Origin of the sequence: Peribacillus simplex, assembly GCF_900156045.1 — a bacterium.
Classification (GTDB): domain Bacteria; phylum Bacillota; class Bacilli; order Bacillales; family DSM-1321; genus Peribacillus; species Peribacillus simplex_D.
The window spans coordinates 1,306,496-1,328,470 of the sequence record NZ_FTMX01000001.1 but is presented as its reverse complement, the minus strand read 5'-3'; the positions used below and the strand labels follow the sequence as shown (position 1 = coordinate 1,328,470).

At 40.3% G+C, this 21,975-nt stretch carries 25 protein-coding genes and 1 pseudogene; 8 read left to right on the top strand and 18 right to left on the bottom strand.

The window, feature by feature from the left end; genetic code table 11:
- Window positions 1-60: 60 nt before the first annotated feature.
- The 4 genes from BW986_RS06405 to BW986_RS06390 all read right to left on the bottom strand — a co-directional run bounded on the left by BW986_RS06405 (window position 61) and on the right by BW986_RS06390 (window position 3,526).
- The gene (locus BW986_RS06405; RefSeq protein WP_076366118.1) at window positions 61-1,362 is read right to left on the bottom strand and encodes an NCS2 family permease; all 1,302 of its coding nucleotides are present in this window, start codon (window positions 1,360-1,362) and stop codon (window positions 61-63) included.
- Between the two features lie 158 nt (window positions 1,363-1,520).
- Window positions 1,521-2,093 (bottom strand): beta-class carbonic anhydrase, encoded by a 573-nt coding sequence (locus BW986_RS06400; protein WP_076366116.1) that lies wholly within the window; start codon window positions 2,091-2,093, stop codon window positions 1,521-1,523.
- Window positions 2,094-2,181: 88 nt separating this feature from the next.
- A complete protein-coding gene (locus BW986_RS06395; RefSeq protein ID WP_076366114.1) occupies window positions 2,182-2,976 on the bottom strand; it encodes a hypothetical protein in 795 nt (264 codons plus the stop codon).
- A gap of 229 nt (window positions 2,977-3,205) precedes the next feature.
- The gene (locus BW986_RS06390; protein ID WP_076366112.1) at window positions 3,206-3,526 is read right to left on the bottom strand and encodes a DUF4870 domain-containing protein; all 321 of its coding nucleotides are present in this window, start codon (window positions 3,524-3,526) and stop codon (window positions 3,206-3,208) included.
- Window positions 3,527-3,752: 226 nt separating this feature from the next.
- Here BW986_RS06390 and BW986_RS06385 point away from each other — a divergent pair, with 226 nt between their 5' ends.
- The 4 genes from BW986_RS06385 (at window position 3,753) to BW986_RS06370 (ending at window position 6,676) form a co-directional block, all read left to right on the top strand.
- A complete protein-coding gene (locus BW986_RS06385; RefSeq protein WP_076366361.1) occupies window positions 3,753-4,532 on the top strand; it encodes an undecaprenyl-diphosphate phosphatase in 780 nt (259 codons plus the stop codon).
- Between the two features lie 333 nt (window positions 4,533-4,865).
- Window positions 4,866-5,420 carry a GNAT family N-acetyltransferase gene (locus BW986_RS06380; protein ID WP_034307447.1) on the top strand — a complete coding sequence of 185 codons (555 nt, stop codon included), beginning with the start codon at window positions 4,866-4,868 and terminating at the stop codon, window positions 5,418-5,420.
- A 205-nt stretch (window positions 5,421-5,625) separates the two neighbouring features.
- Window positions 5,626-6,018, top strand: a complete 393-nt coding sequence (locus BW986_RS06375; RefSeq protein WP_076366110.1) for a CidA/LrgA family protein — start codon at window positions 5,626-5,628, stop codon at window positions 6,016-6,018.
- The gene (locus tag BW986_RS06370) at window positions 5,993-6,676 is read left to right on the top strand and encodes an LrgB family protein (RefSeq protein ID WP_076366108.1); all 684 of its coding nucleotides are present in this window, start codon (window positions 5,993-5,995) and stop codon (window positions 6,674-6,676) included. The genes BW986_RS06375 and BW986_RS06370 overlap by 26 nt, the downstream gene beginning before the upstream one ends.
- Window positions 6,677-6,711: 35 nt before the next feature.
- Here BW986_RS06370 and BW986_RS06365 read toward each other — a convergent pair whose 3' ends face one another.
- Both BW986_RS06365 and BW986_RS06360 read right to left on the bottom strand, forming a co-directional pair.
- A complete protein-coding gene (locus BW986_RS06365; protein WP_076366106.1) occupies window positions 6,712-6,861 on the bottom strand; it encodes a YflJ family protein in 150 nt (49 codons plus the stop codon).
- A gap of 52 nt (window positions 6,862-6,913) precedes the next feature.
- The gene (locus BW986_RS06360; RefSeq protein WP_311316527.1) at window positions 6,914-8,002 is read right to left on the bottom strand and encodes an undecaprenyldiphospho-muramoylpentapeptide beta-N-acetylglucosaminyltransferase; all 1,089 of its coding nucleotides are present in this window, start codon (window positions 8,000-8,002) and stop codon (window positions 6,914-6,916) included.
- Window positions 8,003-8,195: 193 nt separating this feature from the next.
- On the opposite strand from BW986_RS06360, the gene BW986_RS06355 reads away from it, so the two are divergent.
- Both BW986_RS06355 and BW986_RS06350 read left to right on the top strand, forming a co-directional pair.
- Window positions 8,196-9,308, top strand: a complete 1,113-nt coding sequence (locus BW986_RS06355; protein WP_076366102.1) for a mechanosensitive ion channel family protein — start codon at window positions 8,196-8,198, stop codon at window positions 9,306-9,308.
- A gap of 129 nt (window positions 9,309-9,437) precedes the next feature.
- Window positions 9,438-10,793: an MATE family efflux transporter gene (locus BW986_RS06350; protein WP_076366100.1), complete on the top strand. Its 1,356-nt coding sequence runs from the start codon at window positions 9,438-9,440 to the stop codon at window positions 10,791-10,793.
- Window positions 10,794-10,857: 64 nt separating this feature from the next.
- On the opposite strand, the gene BW986_RS06345 is transcribed toward BW986_RS06350, so the two are convergent.
- A complete protein-coding gene (locus BW986_RS06345) occupies window positions 10,858-11,631 on the bottom strand; it encodes an SDR family oxidoreductase (protein ID WP_076366099.1) in 774 nt (257 codons plus the stop codon).
- 159 nt (window positions 11,632-11,790) lie between these two features.
- On the opposite strand from BW986_RS06345, the gene BW986_RS06340 reads away from it, so the two are divergent.
- Window positions 11,791-12,258: a hypothetical protein gene (locus tag BW986_RS06340; protein ID WP_076366097.1), complete on the top strand. Its 468-nt coding sequence runs from the start codon at window positions 11,791-11,793 to the stop codon at window positions 12,256-12,258.
- Between the two features lie 160 nt (window positions 12,259-12,418).
- Here BW986_RS06340 and BW986_RS06335 read toward each other — a convergent pair whose 3' ends face one another.
- The 6 genes from BW986_RS06335 to BW986_RS06310 form a co-directional block, all read right to left on the bottom strand.
- Window positions 12,419-13,177, bottom strand: coding sequence for a CAP domain-containing protein (locus BW986_RS06335; protein WP_076366095.1), 759 nt, complete (start codon window positions 13,175-13,177; stop codon window positions 12,419-12,421).
- A gap of 458 nt (window positions 13,178-13,635) precedes the next feature.
- Window positions 13,636-14,064, bottom strand: a complete 429-nt coding sequence (locus BW986_RS06330; RefSeq protein ID WP_076366093.1) for a FixH family protein — start codon at window positions 14,062-14,064, stop codon at window positions 13,636-13,638.
- 19 nt (window positions 14,065-14,083) lie between these two features.
- Window positions 14,084-15,499: a sensor histidine kinase gene (locus tag BW986_RS06325; RefSeq protein ID WP_076366091.1), complete on the bottom strand. Its 1,416-nt coding sequence runs from the start codon at window positions 15,497-15,499 to the stop codon at window positions 14,084-14,086.
- A complete protein-coding gene (locus BW986_RS06320; RefSeq protein ID WP_076366089.1) occupies window positions 15,496-16,182 on the bottom strand; it encodes a response regulator transcription factor in 687 nt (228 codons plus the stop codon). The genes BW986_RS06325 and BW986_RS06320 overlap by 4 nt, the downstream gene beginning before the upstream one ends.
- A gap of 5 nt (window positions 16,183-16,187) precedes the next feature.
- Window positions 16,188-17,150 carry a YncE family protein gene (locus tag BW986_RS06315; RefSeq protein WP_076366087.1) on the bottom strand — a complete coding sequence of 321 codons (963 nt, stop codon included), beginning with the start codon at window positions 17,148-17,150 and terminating at the stop codon, window positions 16,188-16,190.
- 118 nt (window positions 17,151-17,268) lie between these two features.
- On the bottom strand, window positions 17,269-17,535 hold the full coding sequence (locus tag BW986_RS06310; protein ID WP_076366085.1) for a hypothetical protein: 267 nt from the start codon (window positions 17,533-17,535) through the stop codon (window positions 17,269-17,271).
- A 109-nt stretch (window positions 17,536-17,644) separates the two neighbouring features.
- Here BW986_RS06310 and BW986_RS06305 point away from each other — a divergent pair, with 109 nt between their 5' ends.
- Entirely contained in the window at window positions 17,645-17,887 is a 243-nt protein-coding gene (locus BW986_RS06305) for a DNA alkylation repair protein (RefSeq protein ID WP_076366082.1), read from the top strand.
- Between the two features lie 57 nt (window positions 17,888-17,944).
- On the opposite strand, the pseudogene BW986_RS30055 reads toward BW986_RS06305, so the two are convergent.
- The 5 genes and pseudogenes from BW986_RS30055 to BW986_RS06285 form a co-directional block, all read right to left on the bottom strand.
- Window positions 17,945-18,091 (bottom strand): annotated as a pseudogene (locus BW986_RS30055) (DUF2188 domain-containing protein); the annotation flags it as partial.
- 66 nt (window positions 18,092-18,157) lie between these two features.
- On the bottom strand, window positions 18,158-19,084 hold the full coding sequence (locus BW986_RS06300; protein WP_076366080.1) for a CobW family GTP-binding protein: 927 nt from the start codon (window positions 19,082-19,084) through the stop codon (window positions 18,158-18,160).
- Window positions 19,085-20,125: 1,041 nt separating this feature from the next.
- Window positions 20,126-20,659 carry a cupin domain-containing protein gene (locus BW986_RS06295; RefSeq protein ID WP_076366078.1) on the bottom strand — a complete coding sequence of 178 codons (534 nt, stop codon included), beginning with the start codon at window positions 20,657-20,659 and terminating at the stop codon, window positions 20,126-20,128.
- 24 nt (window positions 20,660-20,683) lie between these two features.
- Window positions 20,684-21,313, bottom strand: a complete 630-nt coding sequence (locus BW986_RS06290; RefSeq protein ID WP_076366076.1) for a methylthioribulose 1-phosphate dehydratase — start codon at window positions 21,311-21,313, stop codon at window positions 20,684-20,686.
- On the bottom strand, window positions 21,310-21,969 hold the full coding sequence (locus BW986_RS06285) for a 2-hydroxy-3-keto-5-methylthiopentenyl-1-phosphate phosphatase (protein ID WP_076366074.1): 660 nt from the start codon (window positions 21,967-21,969) through the stop codon (window positions 21,310-21,312). The genes BW986_RS06290 and BW986_RS06285 overlap by 4 nt, the downstream gene beginning before the upstream one ends.
- Between the last annotated feature and the right edge of the window lie 6 nt (window positions 21,970-21,975).

Here is a 21,975-nt window from a genome sequence, read left to right as displayed (position 1 = left end):
TTCCGACGAAAAGAGCGGTTGGAATAAGAATTAACTCATTCCAACCGCTCTTTTGAATTATTAACCGATCATACCAATGATGAAGTAGACGATAAACATTCCGGCACTCACATACATCGGGGCTGACACTTCTCTCGCTTTTCCGGTTACAAGCTTCAAGAACGGGTACAGGATGAAACCGAATGCCATTCCATCGGCAATACTGTATGTGAAAGGAATGATCGTAATGATCATGATTGCAGGTATGCTTTCGGTTAAATCACTGAAATTCAGCTTTTTTATGTTTCCGAGCATCAAAATGCCAATGATAATTAAGATGGGGGCAATGGCGCTATCAGGGATTACTTTAATCACCGGTATAAATAGAAGTGATAGAATGAATAGCACGCCAGTCACCACTGAAGTAAAACCAGTTCTGCCTCCTGATGCGATTCCAGCTGCCGTTTCAACTGTTGCAACGGTAGGACTCGAACCGAATAAGCCTGATAACAGAACGGACACACTTGTCGCCTGCAGCGACTTTTTATAGGCATCCTGGCGGTTGATACTGTCTACATGCCCGTATACAAGACCAATATTTTCAAAAACAAGAACCATCGTCATCGCAAATACACTTATCCAGAATTCAATCCGGTTCACTTCCAAGAACGATAATGAAAAGAAGAGATTGCCGTAGGAAGCTGTGTCTATGCCTGAAAAATGGATTTCCGATAGTTGAACAGTCCCGAAACTATAGGCAATGAGGCTGCCTGCCAGGATGGTAATCATGAAATTACCGGGGACATTCTTGATGAACAGCGTGATTGCCAGTAAAAAAGTCAACACCGTTGCACACACCGCTGGATCGCTTAAATCTCCGAGTGCGACGATCGATGATGAACCTCCTGTGATTATCCCGCCCTTTTCAAGACCGATTAGCATCAAGAATAAGCCAAGACCAACAGATATGGCTTCTTTTATCGAACTTGGAATGGAATCACTGATTAACTTCGAGTATTTTGTAAAAGCGATGACTACAAAAATTACCCCTGAGATAAACACAGCACCAAGCGCCGATTGCCAAGATAGGCCCATTCCTTGAACCATGGTATAAGCAAATAGGGCATTTACGCCCATTCCTGGAACGAGAAGGATTGGGACATTCGCCCAAAGTCCTATCATGACACAGCTTAAAGCAGATAAAAGAATCGTGGCAATCACTGCACCATTAATCGGTATGCCCGCTTCCGATAAAATCAGGGAATTCACGATGAGAATATAGACTATCGTAAAATAGCCGACCACTCCAGCAAGGATTTCACGTTTACCATTCGTTCCATATTCAGAAAAATGAAAAAACGTTTCCAAGTTTAATTTCTTCATGTTGTATCCTTATTAAATTTATCCCTCGCCCACCCGTTTGTATTAGTGACAAACTACACTTGGCGATTTTAACAAAAAAAAGGATAAAAAGAAATAGTAATGATCAAATTTGAAAAAACTGCCGGAAATGATCCCGGCAGCCTCGAAATTTATATATATTATTTTTGCCCTTCAGAATACCCATCGACAACCAATTCCAGCTTCCCTGTATCAGGCGAAATGATAAGACCATGTACAGGAATATTTTTAGGGATTAAAGGATGTCCTTTAATCACTTCGACACTATTCTTACAGCTTTCATAAACATCATCAAATCCGCGAAGCCAATTGCGGATATCGATTCCTGCAGCCCCCAGTGTATCGATGGTGCTCTTTGGAATATCGCGTCCGATCATCTTCTCTATTAGAGAATCGGCATCGACTGATGCCATCCCACAGTCATGGTGAGGTATGACCAATACTTCATCCGCCTTTAGCTCGTAAATGGCAACAAGGATACTCCGCATGACACTTCCAAATGGATGGGAGACGATTGCCCCGGCAGTCTTCAGGATTTTGACATCGCCGTTTTTTACATTCAAGGATTTTGGCAATAGTTCAACGAGCCGAGTGTCCATACAACTTATGATGACCATACGTTTCTCAGGAAACTTATCCGTCCTATACTTAACATATTCACCTTTTTCTACAAACTGTTCATTATAATCAAGAATCTCATTAAGTAAACTCATATTTACCACCTTTTTATATGTATTTAATCTATGTATCCCACTATTATTATATCAAATATTTAAAAGATTTGCTAAAGGGTAACCCTAGTCAATTTGAACGATGATTAAGAGTGGCTGCACAGAACCCAAAAACGATGATTTTAGGTATATCATCAACATTTGATGAAAAAGAAAGTATGGGTGTATTTGTCTTGAATCGTTTCCCCCACTCCAAAGGCATCCAGCCTTCTTGGTATGAAACGATCTTCTCCCCTTCTTTTGTGGCAATCTCGAATGAATTCACACTTCCTGGAGTTTCAATGGGCATCCATTCCGTACCATCTTCCTTATAAATCATTCCATTAATCTTCACGAATGACCGATTTTCTTGATACGATCCAATAATGCCGCCCTGATCGTCCATGATCGTCATTTTATTGAAAAGTCCCCTTTTGATATGGTACTTAGCCAGCAAGCGTCCCTCATGGTCCACCAGTTCATAATGCTTGGCCAGGAGCATTGACAGGAAATTGGGTATCATCCACATGAACCACTTCATATTCAAATCCCTTACCTCGCCAATTAGAGACCCATCCGGCGCAAAGAGAAGCAGGCGCAATGTCGGTGCTGGCATAAAAGTCAATAAAACATGTTCATTTTTAAATAACCCAGCATTGGACCCGATATGTTCATCTGGTAATTCCCTCATTCTATTTTCATATATACGATGACTGACAAATTGGGCAATGCTAAAGAAAATAAAAGGAGACGTTATCAATAATATATTGCCCGGTATTATTGAAAAAATATGGAAAATAAAAAATGCAATGGCCATAAGAAGTGATATCCAAGATGCATGAAAATTTGAAATGCTCGTTTTCTGATAATATTCACGTATATTCATATCCTGCTCTGCTCCTCACTCCTTACAAGAAAGATTGCCGCCTTAAACGAAAATTCATTAGCAGTACCACAAGCCGCCCGGCATCCACTTCCTAAAAGTGCATTGAAGTAGTTATCATAATACTTTATTCGCTTTAATGTGATCTATTCCCTTTTTAATGTAGGGCAATTCCCAACTTGGTTCATATAAAAAAGGACTCCGAATTGAACGGAATCCTTTTACATCATTACTATAATATCCTGAAAACCAACGGGAACCTATAATCCGTTCCTTCATAAGCCCTAACGGCAGCAATGATGGTGAATACGACTAAAGCTATCCCGATAACCGGCAATAGCAAGAATCCAACCAAAACTATAGTGAGTATCCCTGCAACTATTGAATATACGGTGTAGGAAATGAAAAAATTCAGGTATTCCCTTCCGTGATAATCCACAAATTGTGACGAGTCCTTCTTCAATAACCAAATCACCAAAGGACCGATAAATGCTGTAAAAAAGCTGATCACATAAATAAGGGCAGCAAACACTCTTTCATCTTTAGTAGGCATAGTGTCTTCTCCTCCTTTCTCATATGAATAATTACGAATCAAATGCAAAATAGTTTCATTTTTCCTCTCATTATATTCGAAAAAGGTAAAATTGGACTGCCTTTTCTTCATAAAACCCAATTGGCAATACATATGACAAAAAAATCCGAATATGTTCATCCGTCTTGTGCATACAGTTTAATTAATGGATGTCCCATACCTTCTAGAATGGAGTGATGTTTTTTTGCTGAACGAATTTCAAGCCTTCATCCTTGGGATCATTCAAGGCTTGACTGAGTTTTTACCTATTTCAAGCACTGGACATTTATATTTAGGACGGCATATTTTCCATCTTGACGAGGCCGGCATTTTTCTGGATACCATGCTCCATATCGGAACCTTGCTGGCGTTATTGGTCGTCTATAAGAATGACATTATTGCCATTTTGAAGAAACCTTTCTCCAAAATGACCCTGCTTCTCATTGCCGGGACAATCCCTGCAGTGATCGCCGGCATTTTTCTGGGGGATTGGTTTGATGGCCTTTCAAAAACAGGCGTGACCATAGGCTGGGAATTTTTAGCGACTGGGCTGATTTTATGGGTAGCGGACGGAGTAAGAAAAGGCGGCAAATCCCTTAATGAAATTTCGATAAAAGATGCCTTGATCATCGGTACCTTCCAAGCTGCTGCCATCATGCCTGCCCTTTCGCGCTCCGGCCTGACGATAGCCGCTGGCCTATTCTGCAGGCTGGATAGGGCCACTGCAGCCTATTTTTCCTTTTTGCTATCAATTCCTGCCATTACGGGGGGCATCGTATTTCAGATGAAACCGATTTTTACAGGAGAAGTTGAACGGCTGCCACTCACTGCGCTTTTCGTCGGAACCCTTGCCGCAGCAATTTTTGGTTATATAGCCGTAGTATGGATGATCGACTTCTTAAAAAAGCGATCATTGAAAATATTCTCCATTTATGTATGGGCCCTCGGAGCAATCATTTTATTCATGCAATTCACAGGTGAATTTTAAAGAAAAAAGCAGGCGAAAAAAACAGTTTTTCATGGAAAAATGCATACGTTTGCCTTTCAAATTCACCCTTGTTGAAATAGTTGAAATTTGACGAAAAAAAAAGGCAAAAAACCTATTCCCAAACCGTTTTTTTTTTAGTATTATACCTTCGTAAGGTTCTTTTGATTTGCATATTTTCTGACAATAAAAATAGGGAAGGCAAATGGTGCGCCACCGGTTTCCGGTTCTAGTGGGTTCGATTCCCACCCCGAAATTTTTTGATGAGCGACTTAAAAAATTTCGAGGGTGGGCAGCGACTACGCATAAGAACTGCCCTCAAACGGAGGGACGGAAATGTTAAAAAAGAGAGATTTCACAGATTGTTTTTCTCTTTATGAACAAATGACGCATCCAGATGTCTTCCCTTTCGTGCGCCATAAGGTAGATTCATATGAAGAATATGTTTTCATTACTAAGCAAACGATCGAAGCCGAAGATGCTGGGCAACTCATATCACGAACAATCTTGGATGAATGGGAAAATCCCATCGGTTGCATTTCTTTATACGATATTGAAAATGGTGCAGGTTTCTTAGGCACATGGCTTGGCAAGCCTTATCATGGAAAAGGGTATAATGCCATTGCAAAAGACGCTTTCTTTAAAGAGCTTTTTTTCGAGCTTGGTTTGGAAACGGTCTTCATGCGAATTCGCAAAAAAAATATCCGCTCTATAAAAGCCGCAGAAAAGCTTCCCTATGCCGTCAATGCCAACGAAACAAGAAAATCCCTTTATGATCAGATCAATCATGAAGGAGATATCTACGATTTGTATGAAATCCCTAAAGATTTATACACCTTTCATATCCTTAGACAGCATGATGATGACGAACAGCAATTACTTGAAGCATAGAACGAAGAACATTTCAACATGTCTTAGTTTATCTTTTCATATAATGGCCGGAGCTTCCAAACCTGGAAAGCTCTTTTTTCCATTTTCACAGGATGTTGAAGATAGATTGCTGCAAATCCCTATTCTTTTTAGGGATATTTTTTTATAATGAATACAATTGACCAATTCAACAATATATTCAAAGTGTCATTGAAAGGACTTAATCATGAAAAAAACATTTGCTTTTATCGTGCAGCTTATCTTTCTGCTCATCATTTGCAAGCTCGGCTATTATTTAGCCAATTTACTTCATTTACCCATACCAGGCAACGTCATCGGCATGATTCTGTTATTCAGTTTATTACAGACGAAGATTATTAAGGTCGAGTGGATCGAACTTACATCCGGTTTTTTGGTAAAGCACCTAGCCTTTTTCTTCATTCCCATTTCAATCAGTTTAATGACCATGGGATGGCTTTTCATTGAATTCGGTTTGCCACTTGCACTTACATTGGGAGTCAGCCTAATATTTGGATTCATTGTTTCAGCTTGGACCGTTCAGAAGCTATCCCATAGAGGAGAGGTTAAGCAGCATGACAATGTTCATCACAACTTATAGCATCTTGATAACCATCCTTGCCTATTCCATTGGAAGGAAAATATATGCTAAACATCCATCACCTTTTACGACGCCCGTATTTTTCAGTACGGTTACGATTATCATCGTACTGCTGATCAGCGGTTTGGACTTCGAAGATTATTCACCAGGAAAAGACATCATCACCTATTTCCTGGGACCAGCTACCGTTGCTTTGGCTGTACCACTTTATAAAAACAGAAAAATAATCGTTAAATATGCAATGCCGGCAATTAGCGGCATGATTTTTGGTCTTCTGGTCACTTTGATCATTGCCTTTGCCATCGCAAAAGCATTTTCACTTCCGCAATTCATAATCCAAGGATTGGCGGTTAAATCCATTACAGTGCCCATCGCTGTTGAAATCACCGAACTTTATGGCGGAAATTCCAATATATCAGCAGCCTTCGTCATTTTGACTGGGGTACTGGGTACGATGATCGCTCCAAAAATGATGGATAAACTGAACATTACGATGCCATTCGCACGCGGTATCGCTTATGGTACGATCGCTCATGGTCTCGGAACGGCTCAAGCTGCCCAGGAAAGTGAGTTTACCGGAGCTGTCGCAGGTGCGGCAATGGCTATCGCAGGTATCCTTATTTCCTGTTTCTTTCCTTTTATAAGTAATTACTTATAAAAAGAACCGCAACGTCAACGACGTTGCGGTTCTTTTTATAATTTATTTTTTTGCAGATCGTCATATAAACGCCTTAGAATATAGGTTTTATAAAGCTCCAGCTTTCTTTTCTCAATTGGATGATAGCTAATCCCTGCAGCTTTCAGCTGCTGAATGAACCATCCTTTGGAATATTCATACGCCATTCTACCCCCTCCTCTGTTCGAAAAAGATATGCTACATAGAGGGGAATGATACTTATTTTTTTGCACCCATTACTTTAAGTAGTAATTCATACATTTCAGCTGCCGTTTTGAATGGGCGTTTTTGACGCATTTTCTCCTGATATTCATCCGATTGTTTCACTAAATCCGCTAATGTAGCATTAAAAATCCGGTCATTCAGCTCTTCTTCTTCGATGACTTTACAAAAACCCTGTTTTTCAAAGCTTGACGCATTCAGGATTTGATCTCCACGGGATGCTTTGGCACTTAGAGGGATAAGCAACATCGGCTTTTGCAGAGCAAGGAATTCAAAAATCGAATTTGAACCTGCCCTTGACACAACGACATCAGCAGCCGCCAAAAGATCGAACAATTCTTCATGTACGAATTCAAAAGGAGCATATCCCCTTTGTTTCAATTCCGTTTTCACATTTCCCTTCCCGCAAATGTGAATAATCTGATAATCCTTTAATAAGGCATCAAGGTTATCTGTAATTAGATTATTGATTTTAACGGCCCCAAGGCTTCCGCCCATAACGAGCAACACCGGTTTGTTATTCGTGAATCCACAAAATGCCTTTCCAGCAGAAGCGTTTCCAGTAAAAATCCCATCGCGCAATACGGCGCCAAGATACATCGCCTTCTCTTTAGGAAGATCTTTTTCCGTTTCCTGGAAAGTAGTGAAGATTTTCGATGCAAGCGGCATGGCAATCTTATTAGCCAGACCAGGCGTATAATCCGATTCATGTATCGCGATTGGTATTCTCAGCATCCTGCCTGCCAAAACAACTGGGACCGAAACGAATCCACCTTTAGAAAAAATGAAATCCGGCTTGGTCTTTTTTAATATTTTACGTGCATCAAAAATCCCTTTTATGACCCGGAAAGGGTCTTTCATATTTTCAACAGATAGATAACGCCGGAATTTCCCAACGGAAATCGTTTCATACCTTACCTCGGGAAATTCCGTTTCGATGATATTTTTTTCAATGCCTTTTTTTGATCCAATATAAGTAACATCCCAATCATGCTTTAAAAATTCCGGGATGATTGCCGCATTAACAGATACATGACCGGCAGAACCGCCTCCGGTAAATACTATTTTCTTAGTCAATATTTCCACCTTCCAAACTTAAAAAATCACTTTGCATCCATATTACCATATATCCTTGCCATTAATAACTTGAAAAAGTATTCAGTGAATCGCTAAATCCCAATGATGAATGTAATCATCGATAATTTTTCCTTTTTCAGCATGAATATATTATAATCTTAGTATTCTACAATACTACAAGATACATTGGAGGAGTAATACATTGCAAGAAGTTTCTGAATCACTCGATCAATTTGATGGAATCGAAGCCTGGACCAAATTAGGAATTTCCATTGGCATTTTTCTAATCTTCATTTTGCTTCGGAAAGTATTTACTACATATATATTCAAGTTCTTTCTGCGAATTGCCGAAAAACGTAAAGTGGAATTTGCCGCCAACTTAATGCTCGCTATAGAACAGCCTGTAAGATGGTTAATCGTTTTGATTGGTGTCATTATATCCATGCACTATTTTCCGATTGACACACCTTCGGTTGAATTCAGATCGAAAATATACAGATCGTTTTTTGTCTTCTTATTCTTTTGGACGATTTTTAATATAAGTTCGAGTTTTACAACATTATTTCCGAAATTGGTAAGTAAATTCGGACTTGAAGTCGATCAAATCGTCATGCCGTTCTTTACGAAAATCATAAAATTAATCATCATTGCTTTTGGTGCCTCCATCATTGCGGAAGAATGGGGATTTAATGTCGATGGATTTGTTGCAGGGCTTGGTTTGGGTGGATTGGCTTTCGCTCTTGCCGCTAAAGATACCGTCAGCAATTTCTTTGGGGGTATCGTCATCGTTACCGAAAAACCTTTTACCATAGGAGATTGGGTCAAAACTCCAAGTGTGGAGGGAACCATCGAAGACATCACATTCCGAAGCACCAAAGTCCGGACTTTTGCCCAAGCATTAGTTACAGTCCCAAATGCGACCCTTTCGAATGAACCGATCATCAACTGGTCTAAGATGGGCAAAAGACAGATTGCCTTTCATTTGGGCGTGAATGTCACGACACCAAAAGAAAAATTGGAAAATGTCATTAAAGGCATTGAAAAAATGCTCATTGATCATCCTGAAGTACATCCGGAGACGATTTTGGTTAAATTTGATGAGTTCAGTCATTCCGGTTTCAACCTTTACCTTTATTTCTTCACGAAAGCGACGGACTTTGGAGGATATTTATCAATCAAAGAAGATGTGAACTTTAAAATAATGGAGATTTTGGAACAGGAAGATGTACAAATTGCCATTCCTTCACAGGCATTCATTCTTCAAAAAGACTCAAGTTTGGAAGCCATGAATGATTTTGAATCAATGCGCGACTGACAAAAAGACTTGCCCAATACGGCAAGTCTTTTTTAGCTTCAAATAAAAACTCTTAAAACATCACATGCTTATGTGATATAATTCTTTCATTGTGTTGAAAATTCCAAATATTGATATTGAGGTACTTTGATGAATCAGACTTATACTAAATCACAAAAGATCCGCCTGTTATTTTATATATTGATACCTATCCTGATCACCCAAATCAGCATGTATGCCATGACTTTTTTTGATGTGATGATGTCCGGGCAATACAGCACACAGGACGTTGCTGGCGTCTCCATCGGCAGTTCGCTATGGACACCCGTGTACACGGGGCTGAGCGGGATATTGATTGCCTTGACGCCGGTAGTTTCACAGTTGGTAGGTTCCAGGCAGTCTAAATCCGTTTCCTATTCCGTGATGCAGGCCATTTATTTAGCTGTCGCTTTAGCCTTGATCATTTTAATCATTGGGGCGTTTACTTTGAACCCCGTATTGAGTGCCATGGACCTTGAAGATGGTGTCCACATTGTGGCTCATGATTATTTGATCGCCCTTTCACTCGGTATCATTCCTTTATTCGTTTATAATGCTTTGAGGGCCTTCATCGATGCACTGGGACAGACTAGGATTTCCATGATCATCACCTTATGTGCTCTCCCGATTAACGTCCTTTTTAATTACCTGTTTATATACGGGAAGTTTGGATTCCCTGAACTTGGCGGTGTCGGTTCCGGTTACGCCACTGCCATTACTTATTGGTTAATTGCCCTTGTCGCCATCCTTGTTGTGATAAAAATCAACCCATTTTCGACATATGAGGTTTTCAGTGAATTTTTCCGTGTTTCCTGGAGAGAATGGAAGGCCTTATTATTGATTGGGGTACCCATCGGACTGGCTATCTTTTTTGAAACAAGCATTTTCTCGGCCGTCACCCTTTTAATGAGTAAGTATGATACCGTGACAATTGCATCGCATCAAATTGCCATGAATTTTGCGTCACTGCTTTATATGATTCCGCTAAGTATATCCATGGCATTGACGATCGTCATTGGATTTGAAATTGGGGCAGCCCGTTATAAAGATGCCAAAGAGTATAGCTGGATTGGCATTTCGATGGCATTGACGATGTCTCTCGTTTTGTCGACCATCCTATTCCTCTTCCGCGAACCTGTGGCCTCTTTATACACAAAAGACCATGAGGTAATGATGCTGACATCACATTTCTTGATATATGCCATCTTCTTTCAGATATCGGATGCCCTGCAGGCACCTATTCAGGGTATTTTGCGTGGATATAAAGATGTAAATGTCACATTTGCGATGTCACTTGTCTCCTACTGGATTCTCGGGCTCCCCATTGGCTATTTCTTTGCAAAGTATACGGATATGGGAGCCTTTGGTTATTGGATCGGCTTAATTTCCGGCTTGGCTCTCGGAGCTATAGGCTTGGCGGCTCGCTTACGGTTCATACAGCAAGTGAAATATAAAAAAATGGCGTAAAAAAGAGTGGGGCTGGATTATACCGGCCTCACCCTTTTTCATTCTGGATTCAAACCCTAAACCACTAGGCTTTATTTATTTTCCCAAGAACATCCTTACCGCCTGTTACCGGTATGATGCCCCCGGTAATGAAATCTGATTTTTCATCACAAAGGAACGTGATGACCCTCGCTATATCTTCCCCTGTACCCGGTCTGCCGACTGGAACCGTATCATCCTTTTCTGCTCTCGCAACCCTAATTTCCTCCTCTTTCCAGTCACCTACAATATCACCGGGACAGACCATATTCACGGTGATGCCATGTGTAGCTTCTTCGGCAGCTAAAGTTCTTGTCAAGGAGGTCAAGCCGCTCTTTGCAGCAGCAAAAACAGAACGATAGATCCAACCTGGTGCAGTTTCACACCGTTCAAACCCTAATGTAATGACTCTGCCCCAGTTTCTACTGCGCATATTTGGAATAAGCTCTTTCGCAAAATAGAAAAAACCATTTAAATTTCCATCCATGATGTACTTCCATTCATCACTGCCATATTCAGTCATGGGCTTACGGTCATGAATATATGGCCCTGCGTTATGAATGAAAATATCAACATGGCCAAATGACTCCGAAATCTTTTGCAAGATATCCAGGCAATCCTCCTCACTGGACGAGTCACCTTGAATCGCAATAGCCTTAACATGGTACTTATCCTGTAATTCATCCACTAATGCTAAAGCTGCCTTTTTACTTTTTCGATAAGTAATGATAATGGACATTCCATTATTCGCGAGTGAAAATGCAATCCTTTTGCCGATTCCCGTTGCTCCACCAGTAATAAAAGCTACTTTTTCATCCACAGGCTTAACCCTCTTTATCTAATGGATTTTACTTAATTATACATAAGTTTATTCCATTTTCTATAATTTAGTAATTATAAAAAAGAACCTATGGGCTTTAGCTGCATAAAATATAACAAATAAACCTGTCAGACCAAAAGCAGGAGAGAGGAATTCAATATGTTTCCCTGGAATTCACTTTTTTCTTTTAAGAATAACCCGAACCAAAAGGACTTCATGAAAAATATGCAGCAAAGTGATGTACAATCGTTCATCGAAAAAGTATTTTCACAAGTTATCCCTGACAATATGCAAGGTATGATGAACCAAAATGATGGCGGCTCACAAATCGTAAATGCCAGATCTGAACATCCATTACATGCCGAAGTATTTGAAACCCATTTATATGTTTTCGTAAGGATTCCCATAGAAGATGAATCTTGGCTAAAAAAAATGAAACTTTACCATACATCTAACCAATCCATCATCGAGGGGATTCCTGAAGAATCAGATCGGCATGTCATTACACTCCCCGCACTTGTTAAGAAGAAAGGGGCATCGGCCCAATATAAAGAATCAACATTGGAAATACGTCTTCAGAAAAGTTTCAATACCCAGTATTCGGAAATCGATGTATCCGAGATATAAGTTGCTACACACCGGGACCTCGCTGATAATAAGGTGCGGTTCCTGTTATTTTCATGGTGACAGCCTTTTTTAGATTTCGATGTATTTTATTTCATGGAATGATCCATACTAGCAAAAAAGCGCATCCCATATTAATGGGATGCACTTTTCTATTAATCTATTATTTTCCGATGAATTGTTGAGTCCAGTAGTTACCAGATTCTACGTAACCTACTCCGATATGAGTAAAGCTAGGGTTCATGATGTTTTCACGGTGTCCTTGGCTATTCATCCAAGCTTGTACCACTTCTTCTGGTGTTTGTTGACCTTGTGCGATGTTTTCGCCAGCTGTTTTATAGCTGATTCCGAATTGTTTCATCATATCGAATGGTGAGCCGTAAGTTGGGCTATTGTGATCAAAGTAGTTTTTATCTTTCATGTCTTGAGACTTGATACGTGCAACTTTGCTCAACTCATTGTCGATTTTAAGAGCTGACAAACCTTGTTTTGCACGTTCTGCATTAGTTAATTTAACAACTTGTTGTTCAAAAGCACTTAATTGAGAGCTTGTCTCTTGTTTTTCTTCAGTTGATTTATTAGGTGTTACTGGTTTTGCTTCAGGTTTTGCTTGGTTCGTTGTTCCAGCTTCTTGCTGAACTGGTTTTTGAACTGGCTTTTGAACTGGTTTTTGAACTGGTTTTTGAACCGGTTTTTGAGCTGGCGCTTGAACTGGCGTTTGTTGTGCTTGCGCTGCCGGTAAAGTGATATTGTATTTAGCTAGGTATTGGTTAAGGACCTTTTGCATGTCCTCTTTATTAGTAGAGTTAAAAGTTACTTGTTTTACAGTATCACAGTTGGCTGCTTCAGCTTGGTTAGCTCCTACTCCTGTGAATATAATAGCTGCAGCCGCTGCTGCTGACATAAACATTTTCTTTTTCATTCGTATTTCCTCCTGTGATGTTCATTTTTTGTTGTGCTTTGCTTCTGGAATTATCATAACATGCATTTTTTGTAACAAACGCTCCAACAATTTCCATCAAATTAACAGGATGCGAATGAAAATATATTTATGATCCAAGTTTCAGAGAAAACTTGCAAAAATGCTTTAACTATCTATGTTTCTGCCAGTAGTATAAATACTCATATTAATCCCAGTAATTTCTTGTCAATGGTAGTTACATAGAACCATTTCCATTGAATACTAATAAATTTTAATTGACATATCATTTCCAACCTGATTTTTATGACTTTCTTTACTTTTATGTTACAAATTTTTCGGTTTAACTTCGACATTTCGTCATTTATTCCTTATCGTCTTGAACATTTTCCCAAATAAAAAACAATCCGGATTTAAAAACCCGAATTGTTTTGATTTCGATGGTACATTCATCATTTCATTTATTCATCATTCATCTCGTCCATTTCCTTTTTTTCGCCATTTTGTTCAGGAGTGCTTGGTTTGCCTATTACGAATTCTTTCTTTGGCATGTTGTGCATATCCCTTGCCGTTACATGGGCATATACATAGTAGGTTCCTTCTTCATCAAATTTCTTTTCCAATTCATATATGCCGTTCCCTTTATGTTTCACGGCGATCTTGTCATGATCATCACTATTCGCAAGCCAAATTTCAAAACTGACATCATCAGCATCCGTCACGACTTCGTCCCCATATGTTACTTTTGCCTGAAATTTCACAGGCTCATTCACTTTACCCTGAATTGGATCGACAGCTAAATCGACATTTAACATTTTCGGAATTTCCTCTTCCTTACCGCATCCAGTCAAAAAAATTAACGCCATGCAAAATAACATGATTTTTTTCATTTTTGAACGTATCCCCTTTTTATGAATTCCATTCTTCTTTTATAATCGGTAGGATGACCCTGACTTTTGTTCCCCTTTTTTCCTTGCTTTCTATTTCGATTTTACCATTTTGTAATTCCACCAATTTTTTGACAATGGACAGTCCAAGCCCTGACCCGCCATCAAAACGGCTGCGTGCTTTGTTCACTCGGTAAAAACGATTCATGATATATGGCAGATCCGCTTCCGGAATCCCGTTACCCGTGTCAGTAACCAGCAGTTCGCAATTGTCTTTATGTTGAATTAGGGCAATATGGATCGCCCCTCCGGAATCCGTGTATTGAATGGCGTTATCAATAATGTTATGCAGGATCTGTTCCATCCTTCCTTCATCCCCCAAAATAATCGGATCTGGATCCAGATCTAGCTGCAAGCCTAAATGCTTTTCTTTTATTATCGGTTCATATTTCACTAGTACGTCTTCAATGAATTGCGCATAGGCAATCGGGGTTTTATTTAACAAGAATGGATCACTATCCATTTTTGTTAAGTCCATCAGATCTCCGACAAGCCGCTGCAGCCTAAGAGCCTCCCTTGAAATGAGTTGAAGGTATTTCTGTTGCTCTTCATCATTTTTCACTACACCATCCAATATGGCCTGCGTGTAGCCCTTTACGTAACTAAGCGGGGTTCTGAGCTCATGTGCAACATTTTCAAGAAATTCCTTTTTTCTTTCTTCTTCCATTTGGATGGAATTGGCCATATCATTAAAAGCCATTGCCAGTTTCCCTATTTCATCATGACTCCTTACCTCGACCTGTATGTCATAATTCCCCTCTGAGACAAGATGGGCTGCAGTCTCGATTTCCTTAATCGGACTGACTAGCTTTTTCAACCATTTCGTAGTAAACAAAATCGCGACAATCAAAAATAATAGAACTGCCGCCAACCATTTTGCGGCAAATTCCTTAAGTAAGACCGTAATGGAATCTACAGGAATATATGTATAGATGATACCTTCGAGCCGATTTTCGTCAATCAGGGGTATGATCGCCGCTACGATGTTCTTTTCAAACCTTTTCTCATATCCCTCTTTTTCAACGGCTTTCCCATCTAAAAGCATTTGCCGTTCTTCTTCAGAAATAAGGGTGTCATAATTGATTTCAAAAGGCAGACAGGCACTCAATTCCCTGGGATTGTTGACGACAAAGATCTCGCTGTCATTCTTACTGTTAAACCATTCAACTTTTTCCTTGAAATCTTCGCTGATTTCACCGCCGGAGTAATCCGCCCCTAGCAATGACGCTTCATTGACTAAATCTGTTTTAAGCTTCTCCACATATAGATTTTTATAATAATATTGAGAAAGTGAATAAGCGAACAGCACGGATAGGATGATGGCGGTGATGATGGTGAGCCATAATTTAAAAGAGAGGGTCCGCCATTTATTGATCATTTCTTTTCCTCTATCTTATAACCGATTCCCCAGACGGTTTGAATGTAATCGGCCGCTCGTAATTTCATTCGTAACGTTTTGATATGGGTATCCACTGTACGTAAAGATCCTCCATACTCCCCGCTCCATACATTTTCAAGCAGTTGTTCACGGCTAAGTGCTTGGCTTTTATGACGCATGAGGAATAACAGCAATTCGAATTCCTTCAAAGTTAAATTGATTGGCTTCCCTTCGACCAAAACCGTTCTGGATTGTAAGTTCAAGCTAATTTTACCGAACCGGACATGGTTTTGACTCTCTTCATTCATTGATAATTTCCCTGTCCTCCGCAATACCGCTTCGACCCTTGCGACCAATTCTCCTGGATTGAACGGTTTGACGATATAATCGTCGCCGCCAAGCTTCAGTCCTTTCACCTTATCCCATTCTTCACCTTTCGCACTGACAAATATCACAGGGATGTCCCAATTTTCTCGAATTTCTTCACAAACGGAGAAACCATCCATACCTGGCATCATGATATCCAAAAGGATTAAATCCACTTCCTCTTTTTCAACCATACTAATAGCTTCTTTTCCATTCGCAGCTTGAAGGCATCGATAACCTGAGTTCAGCAAATACATTTCAACTAGATTTCGCATATCCTCCTCATCATCCACGACTAAAATGGTGTAAACATGCATGTCATCTACTCCCTCAACATCAATTGGAACGGACCTTCGCCGACTTTGATCGTTTTTTTAACATCGACTGTTTCAGTATCCATTACATACACTTCATCACTATCATAACCCGCCACGATCACATCTTCGTTGAAGTTCGCCATCTCAAAGGGGTTAACGCCGACCACTTTGCTTGTCACTACTTCATATTGATCATTCAATTTATATAAAGAGCTTGTACCATGACTAAGGACAAATATGCCTTCCGCATTCTCAAGGAACTTTATCGGCATGGTTGGTGCATTCAGCTTATTCTTCAACTCTCCCGTTTTTGCAGAATAAATATATAGATCTTCTTCCACTTTGTCCCCATCACCGTGCCCTCCAATCCATATTTCATCCTTTTCTTCCCTTAATAATGTGCCTGTGCTGGAACTATGTACGGGAAATTCAAAATCGACCTTTCTCGTTTCAAGATTTATCACCGAACATTTGGTATCACCAAAATTAATAACATATAAGCGATTCGCTTGCTTTCCTTGAAGAACGGTCAGGGGGCTTTTACCAACCTTGACAATATCCTGTTTCTCCCCATCTTTATTTAAAAAATAAATGGAGTGATTTGATTGGTTGACCGCCACGATGCTCTTTCCATCACGTAACAGCTTCATATTAACGATCCCTTTGCCAATTTCCCAACTGTTTATCAATTTTCCTGCTGATAAAGAGTACACCTGGACTTTCTCCATCTCTTTTCCATAAAGCAGGATAGTATCTTTGTCTGCCAGGAGCAGGGCTCCGGTAAACGGTTCTGAAATATCCCATTTTGCAAATGGATGATAGTTTTCATCTATGAAAGTCAGTGAGGTATCCTTAATATTGACCGTCGCCAGGAAAGATTCACTTTTATTGATTTTTGTAAATTCATTACCGCTATTACAACCAGTAAGCAGTACGATGGCAAGAAAAAGCCCAATGCCCCACTTCATATTCTAAGCTCCTTATTCATTAAATATCTATTTTTTAAAGATTTTAACAATGATTTGTGAAAAAAGTATGAAGCTGATAGGAATATTTGCTAACAAGCATCCGTAACACACTCGGAAATCATAATCCTTCCAATTCAGTGATATAGGCCATGACGATCGCATTTTTCATTTCTTCCGAAAGCGAAGATCCCATCACGCGTTTAATACAGAGGTAAAATTTCTCCAATACTGGTTTTCGGGCACGGGGATGTGCATTTTCATCCAAAAGCTCACGGCGGATGAGTTCCGACAACACTTCCCTTCCACCTCCATCGGTCACCTTACGATTGTTCCATATGCTTAAATAAGCCACCAGTAATTCTTCTTGCCTGACATTTTCTTTCATATTATCCCTTCCATCCATTACTAATTTATACATATTAATGTTCAAGTTTGTAAAGACTATCTTAATAATACGATCACGCTTTTTAAAATTCAAAAAAGGAGTGAGTACAATGTCTCAAGTATACCGCTGTCCGAATTGCCGGACAAATAAATCTCGCTTCAATCTCATTCAGCAAGTAGCAACCCCCATTAAAAAGGATCCGCAGTCTGGTGAGATTATTGAACAATATTCGAACGATTCCCTTCAGCCATTCCATCTAGCCTATAATGGTCCTGAAGTTCGGGTTCAATGTGCTGCATGCGGATTAATAGAAGACGAAAAGACCTTTGCCGCCTTTGGAATGCAACAATAAAAATGGTCAGACCCCTAAATGGGTCTGACCATTTTTTCAATCTTTTTCTACTGACATCTTAGCCCGGTCTATGGCGATTGGAATGGCTTTACCATCCTCATATCCTTCATCCAATAATGCATTGGCGATTTCTATAGCCTTTTCCCTTACATCTTTATCTAGATTCTTCATTGAATTTGGGTAATCATTCTTATTCCATGGCACTAATACCGCCTCCTTGATAAGAAAGTCTCCTTTTTATGTTTCCCTTCTTTAATGGGCGGTAAACTTTTATCGGGCAGCTTTCAATTCCAAAGCTTTCAACTGACCGATCAACATTTCCTTATCCAACTTTTCCCCGATCATGACGATATTCAATGGCATCTTCATCATTTCATTCATATACATCGGCATACCGTATGAGTATTGGAATAAATGGGGGTATTGTGAATGTGTAAAGGAAATGTATCCTTTCATCCGATAGATCGTTTCCGGAAGACCCCTAAGCCATTCTTCAAAGTCGGTTTGTGCCACGGCACCTTCAAATGTATGAACGACTGCAGTTAAATGCAAATGGTCATGTACATCAAGCTTTTGATGCCCATTATGCCGTTTTCTTTGCATCTGCTGCAATGATGTCAAGGATACTGCTGCATACTCCGTCAATAAGCATACAGCATCAGGATTCAGCGCCTGTATCGTATATATCAGCTGTGCGGCCTCCATCTCACTTACTAAATCCGCTTTATTCAATAATATGAAATCGGCATGGTGGATTTGCTCGGCAAGCAACTGTCGAAGCTGCGGAGACAGTTCCTCCCTATCTCGCCACCTTAATAAATCGACGACCGTGATAATCCCTTTATACTCCAGCCTTTTGGCGAAAATCGGCGACATGATGCCATCCAATACTTCAACTGGATGAGCTGCACCCGTCGTTTCAATATAAACCGCATCCAGTTCATTTTCCGTTAGCAATTCATGAAGCTGAACCTCCAGTTTATCTTGAATTGTGCAGCAAATGCACCCGTCAAACAACTCCTTAAGAGGCACTTCATCTCCAATGAGTCCGCTGTCAATCGATACACTGCCGAGCTCATTTAAAAGCACGGCCACATTTCTACCCGCTTCACTTTCCTGTTTTAATATATTTCGAAGAAGCGTCGTTTTCCCGCTGCCGAGAAAGCCGCCCAATATGTACACTTCGGTTGTTTTCATTCTTATCTGCTCCTATGATCCGGTTAAATTCGATTCCGTTAAATTTTATCATACTTATCTTACTAAAGCACTTGCCGGATCGACATAAAAAAACCAGCCCGTAAGCTGGTTTCAGACATAGAAAGCGAGTTCGACTGCAGTTTTTTATATAAAAATGTCCAGTCGATTTCAGAAATCCGCTCCCTTTCCGCCGACTGTCTGCCGAGCCTCCTCGACGCAAGCGTCTGCGGGGTCTCGGCTAGCCAGTTATTCGGCAGGAGTGTCGCAAATTTCTTCAATCCAATGAGGATTAGAGTATAAAACTATTAAGACCGGAGTACTATATTCGACCGTTCGCGAGATTTTTTGACCTTCATCTCACTATTCGGACTCCGAACACCATTTTGTTGCCAAACTGAAATCACGGAGTCCATCTTCGTGGTTACAGACTGTAGGCAAACTCTATGAAAACTCAGTTTGCCTGCAGTTTTTTATTTAAAAAGTTCAGTTGATTTCATAAATCCGCTCTCATTCCGCCGACTGTCTGACACGCCTCATCGGCGCAAGCTCCTGTGGTGTCTCGGCTAGCCAGTTATTCGGCAGGAGTGTCGCAAATTTCTTCAATCCAATAAGGATTAGAGTATAAAACTATTAAGACCGGAGTACTATATTCGACCGTTCGCGAGATTTTTTGACCTTCATCTCACTATTCGGACTCCGAACACCATTTTGTTGCCAAACTGAAATCACGGAGTCCATCTTCGTGGTTACAGACTGTAGGCAAACTCTATGAAAACTCAGTTTGCCTGCAGTTTTTTATTTAAAAAGTTCAGTTGATTTCAGAAATCCGCTCTCTTTCCGCCGACTGTCTGCCAAGCCTCCTCGGCGCAAGCGCCTGTGGGGTCCCGGCTAGCCAGTTATTCGGCAGGAGTGTCGCAGGAAAAAACCATTAAGGATAATCTGGTCTTGTTTTTTAAAATCCTGGTTAGGGATGAGACCATACCGATCTCTCTTTTGTCTACAAACAGAAACCAGCCCGTAAGCTGGTTTTTCAACAATGATTCATGCTTGAACTTCGTCTTTTTCGTAAATCGGAACCCACCCTGCCGCTGTAACGAAAATACGGACAGCAACAGTTTTCCTATCTTCTGCGAGCGTGAAATAATGTCTTGTCGATTCTGGTACACTAATAAGATCTCCTGGATTAAGACGTACATCAAACCACTGTTTATCATTGCCTTCAATGGCAAAGATACTCGTACCGCCTGCTATGAAACGCACTTCATCATCTTCATGGTGGTGTTCCTGCTTGAAGTTTTCAAGCATTTGATCCAAGTTCGGATTTGCATCTGATAATGTGATGATATCATGCGCTTTATAGCCTCTTCTTTCAGAAATTTCCGCTATCTCCGATTGGAAAGTCGCAAGGATTTCCTCCTTGTCAGCATCTGTTAGGTCGTATTTTTCCACAAGGTGGGCCGGTAATTTGGAAATGTCCCATTGCTCATAAATAACCCCTTGTGTTTCTAAAAATCCTTTTACCTGTTCACCGTTTTCAATAACCTCGTTTGTTTCATGGAATCTGATCGTCGCCATCCTTCATTCCTCCTCTATGAATGTTTATTTTAAAGCGCCTGCAAACGCCTTTTGTTGATTAAGCAACAATTGGTATTGAAATAAAAATTCGCAAGCTTCAAGTATTCTCTTTGCTTCGAGTCCGCTTTTACCCCAAACCGTAATGCCATGATTGCGGATCAGCACGGCGCCAGAGTCTTCTTCGACATGTGGCTTGAACTTATCGGATAAGAGCGGAATGTCAGCGTGATTATATATGATTGGAATCCGAAGCTCCGAATTTTCCTCCCACCGACCGGTCGCTTTAATGATTTCATGATTACGAAAGGAAACCTGGCCTTCATCTCCGTACAATTCTGATATCACATTATTTTCAACCGTATGGACATGGAGTACACAGTTCGCATTTGTTTTCTGGTAAATGACTGTATGAAGTAAAGTTTCGGCCGATGGTCTTAGGTTCGTTTCTTCAACTGGTTTTCCTTTTAAATCAACCAGTAAAAAGTCCGAATCCGTTTGCTTCCTTTTATCCTTTCCGCTTGCCGTAATATAAAAGAAAGGGCTTTTGGGCTCGCGGATGGACAAGTTCCCGCTAGTTCCCATAAACCAATCCCTTTCGGCCAGTTCTGCTTTAATATCCGCCAACTCCAGCCATTCTTTAGAATGATTGTTCACGCTTTAACCGCCTCCTGCCGCTTTAAAATGTCAATTACATCAAAAAATGTTTCAAATCCTTGATGTGGAATTCCTTCCCTATCGCATTTTTCAAGCAGGATGTCACGGGCTATGACAAAATCGGCCTGTTTTGCCGCTTCAAAATCCGTTACTGAATCTCCAATAACGAATTTAAAATCTTCCGCACCCGCTATTTCCCTCATAATGGATGGCTTGCAGCAACCGCAATCATTATTACATTGATCATCACAAGCATGCGGCCACTCAATATAAATCTTTTCCTTATCAAAAAATGCATGGTTGCAATAAACGGACCCTGTTGGCAAGATATCTTTTAAAAGCGGTGCAATGAAAAAATCCATGCCCCCGCTTACTATATATAAAGGGATGTTGGCTTGTTTCGTATACTCAACGAATTCATAAAACCCTGGACGAATGCCGGCCGTCTTTCTTACATATTGGATGATGTCATCCTTCATGCCACTATCAAGCAGTGAAAACATATCCCCAACTCCTGAAGATATACTGATTTTTTGCTGAAGGACACCGTCTTTCAACTCTTCCCATTCCGGAGGCGCAAACTTTTTCATGATGGAAATGATATTATCCGTATTGGTGATCGTTCCGTCAAAATCACAAAAGATGATCGGTTTCATTATTTC

Coding starts and splice junctions, on each gene's coding strand:
- BW986_RS06405 (WP_076366118.1), bottom strand. CDS start 1,362: ATGAAGAAATTAAACTTGGAAACGTTTTTTCATTTTTCTGAATATGGA.
- BW986_RS06400 (WP_076366116.1), bottom strand. CDS start 2,093: ATGAGTTTACTTAATGAGATTCTTGATTATAATGAACAGTTTGTAGAA.
- BW986_RS06395 (WP_076366114.1), bottom strand. CDS start 2,976: ATGAATATACGTGAATATTATCAGAAAACGAGCATTTCAAATTTTCAT.
- BW986_RS06390 (WP_076366112.1), bottom strand. CDS start 3,526: ATGCCTACTAAAGATGAAAGAGTGTTTGCTGCCCTTATTTATGTGATC.
- BW986_RS06380 (WP_034307447.1), top strand. CDS start 4,866: ATGTTAAAAAAGAGAGATTTCACAGATTGTTTTTCTCTTTATGAACAA.
- BW986_RS06375 (WP_076366110.1), top strand. CDS start 5,626: ATGAAAAAAACATTTGCTTTTATCGTGCAGCTTATCTTTCTGCTCATC.
- BW986_RS06370 (WP_076366108.1), top strand. CDS start 5,993: ATGACAATGTTCATCACAACTTATAGCATCTTGATAACCATCCTTGCC.
- BW986_RS06365 (WP_076366106.1), bottom strand. CDS start 6,861: ATGGCGTATGAATATTCCAAAGGATGGTTCATTCAGCAGCTGAAAGCT.
- BW986_RS06350 (WP_076366100.1), top strand. CDS start 9,438: ATGAATCAGACTTATACTAAATCACAAAAGATCCGCCTGTTATTTTAT.
- BW986_RS06340 (WP_076366097.1), top strand. CDS start 11,791: ATGTTTCCCTGGAATTCACTTTTTTCTTTTAAGAATAACCCGAACCAA.
- BW986_RS06335 (WP_076366095.1), bottom strand. CDS start 13,177: ATGAAAAAGAAAATGTTTATGTCAGCAGCAGCGGCTGCAGCTATTATA.
- BW986_RS06330 (WP_076366093.1), bottom strand. CDS start 14,064: ATGAAAAAAATCATGTTATTTTGCATGGCGTTAATTTTTTTGACTGGA.
- BW986_RS06325 (WP_076366091.1), bottom strand. CDS start 15,499: ATGATCAATAAATGGCGGACCCTCTCTTTTAAATTATGGCTCACCATC.
- BW986_RS06320 (WP_076366089.1), bottom strand. CDS start 16,182: ATGCATGTTTACACCATTTTAGTCGTGGATGATGAGGAGGATATGCGA.
- BW986_RS06315 (WP_076366087.1), bottom strand. CDS start 17,150: ATGAAGTGGGGCATTGGGCTTTTTCTTGCCATCGTACTGCTTACTGGT.
- BW986_RS06310 (WP_076366085.1), bottom strand. CDS start 17,535: ATGAAAGAAAATGTCAGGCAAGAAGAATTACTGGTGGCTTATTTAAGC.
- BW986_RS06305 (WP_076366082.1), top strand. CDS start 17,645: ATGTCTCAAGTATACCGCTGTCCGAATTGCCGGACAAATAAATCTCGC.
- BW986_RS06300 (WP_076366080.1), bottom strand. CDS start 19,084: ATGAAAACAACCGAAGTGTACATATTGGGCGGCTTTCTCGGCAGCGGG.
- BW986_RS06295 (WP_076366078.1), bottom strand. CDS start 20,659: ATGGCGACGATCAGATTCCATGAAACAAACGAGGTTATTGAAAACGGT.
- BW986_RS06285 (WP_076366074.1), bottom strand. CDS start 21,969: ATGAAACCGATCATCTTTTGTGATTTTGACGGAACGATCACCAATACG.